The organism is Mesorhizobium sp. M7A.F.Ca.US.006.04.2.1, assembly GCF_004022915.1.
GTDB lineage: Bacteria > Pseudomonadota > Alphaproteobacteria > Rhizobiales > Rhizobiaceae > Mesorhizobium > Mesorhizobium ciceri.
Window position 1 is genome coordinate 1 of the sequence record NZ_RZQA01001008.1, and the last position, 2024, is coordinate 2024.

At 58.3% G+C, this 2024-nt stretch carries 2 protein-coding genes; both read right to left on the reverse strand.

What is annotated here, in order from left to right; all coding sequences use genetic code 11:
- A partial coding sequence (locus EN925_RS33460) for a cupin domain-containing protein (RefSeq protein WP_164894577.1) occupies nucleotides 1-603 on the reverse strand: 603 nt, incomplete at its 3' end.
- Between the two features lie 484 nt (nucleotides 604-1087).
- Complete coding sequence (locus tag EN925_RS33465; protein ID WP_063170838.1) at nucleotides 1088-1543, reverse strand: MucR family transcriptional regulator; 456 nt, start codon at nucleotides 1541-1543, stop codon at nucleotides 1088-1090.
- Nucleotides 1544-2024 lie beyond the last annotated feature (481 nt).

Here is a 2024-nt window from a genome sequence, read left to right on the forward strand (position 1 = left end):
GGCTTTCCCGGATTGGCTCGCCGCGCGCAGTACCAGTGTGAAAAGCGCCGAGGAAAGCGGGTTGAGAATGGCGCGCCCTCCCGCCCTGTCACCGGAGGACTCCATCCGCATCAGCCCGACAAGACCGGCAAGTTGGTTGGATGCGGACCCCATGCCGTCTTCTCCATGGCTGTCCACAGCGCGTGTCACCAGGTTGGCGGGCAGGTAGTTGCGGATCAGTCGATCATGGGGCGGCGCGATAAAAAATCGCCCACACAGCAGATCCAGTTGCTCGCCCTCGCCATCATTCTCGCTCAGCATCCATCCGGCTGACCCCCGGCGTTGCTGGGTAGGAATTGGTGTTTGCCCGCTACCGTCGTGCAGTACATGCGCCGCGCCGTGAGGCAGCAGCACAATATCTCCGCTCAGCAGCTCCCGCGCCGCTCTCGTCTTCGGATCCTCGAGAATGGCCCGGCCCTTGACTATGACGTGGTAGGGAATTTCGTTCGCGGCAGCCTTGTTCCAGGCAACGCGCCACGGTGCACCATAGGCGCAGCGGACCTCGAGCTGGCCGGTCACGGTGATGATTTGCAGGAGATGGCTCAGCCAGTCCACTTCAGACATTGGACCTCGAAACGGAGATAGTGAAACGTCTTATCGTAATTATGGATTGTTTGCACAAATCGAAAGTACCAAGAGAGACGGCAACACGCCCGCCGATCATGAATGCGTCTCCAGGTGAAGAACTTGTCTACATGCCGAGCGCGGAGGCACCACGCACTAGATTGCTGCGGCCGTAACGGAGCAACTGGTAAAAGGATGGAGCAGTTTCCTGTCTCTGAACAGCTGCGAGGCCGATCAGCCGCCGCAGCCTACCGCCATCCCCGCACCATATGAGATTGGACGCTGCGCCCTGGGGTCTCCCAATGAGTGTCCGGTGGTCTCACCATCCATCGGTTGCAGCCATTCGTCAGAGCTGATGATGGCTCACGGTCGCTTTCAACAGAGGACGGTATTTGTTATCCAGGCCGATATTTGGAGCCGAGCGATATTGTGATGCTTGCCTTGTGATCCAGGTTGCCCCGCCGCCTTTGATAGACACCTGTTGTTAGGCCTTAGCTTTCCGATTCGCTGGTGTTTTCCTCAACGGCGTTTTTGCAGTTGGCTTGCGGCCGAGTCCGCTGGATTTCGCGAGGGCTGACCGCTGGGCCGCGTAGCTCGGTGCAACCATGGGATAGTCCTTGGCGAGCCCCCACCTGGCTCTGTACTCGTCGGGTGTCATTCCCAGCAACCCAAGGTGGCGCTTCATAGACTTGAACTTGCGTCCGTCCTCCAGGCTGATGATGTAATCGGGAAACACGGACTTTTTTGGATTGACTGCCGGAACAAGCGCGGGCGGCGTCGCTTCCACCGGCTGACCCAATCCCGACAAGGCAGAATTGACGCTGGCGATCAATTCGGGAAGACCGGCCGCCGGAATGGCGTTCTTCTGGACATATGCCGCCACTATGTCGGCGGTGAGCTGCAACAACTGGACCTGCGGTGCTTCAGCGTCATTCTGCATATTTCGAGTTTCCCATTTGATTGGCTTTGTCTCTATTGAGGAACTTTACAACGTGCAACGGCCCACAGATCATGGATGGGGCTCCACGCGAAGAAACCTGTCTATATTTTAAAGCGGTGGCACCGCACCTGACCTACCCGCTGGCAACTGACTGACCACAGGATTGATTCAATGCCGGCTTGAGGCAGTAGCAGGATACCGAGTGTTTATAGCGCAAGTCGGAGTACCGAGGTTCAATCGGGCGCGTCGATAGCGCGACCATAGTCGGCGGCATTCGCCAATCCACAGGGTATGCGTCAGCCGTTTCGCGATCCGGGGGCTGACGCCGCAGAGAAAACCCGCGGGTGGCAACAATCGCGCGGGTGATCTTCTCGATCCAACGGTGTCTAACCGAGATTCCTGGGGATAATCACTCGTCGCTCCGGGACTCGCTGGCGCTTTGACAAACTCGGTTTTCCAGGCCGGGGGCCGAGTGCACAAG

What these genes read in the sequence shown, in the direction of transcription:
- EN925_RS33465 (WP_063170838.1), bottom strand. Translation starts at nt 1,543, where the DNA reads ATGCAGAATGACGCTGAAGCACCGCAGGTCCAGTTGTTGCAGCTCACC.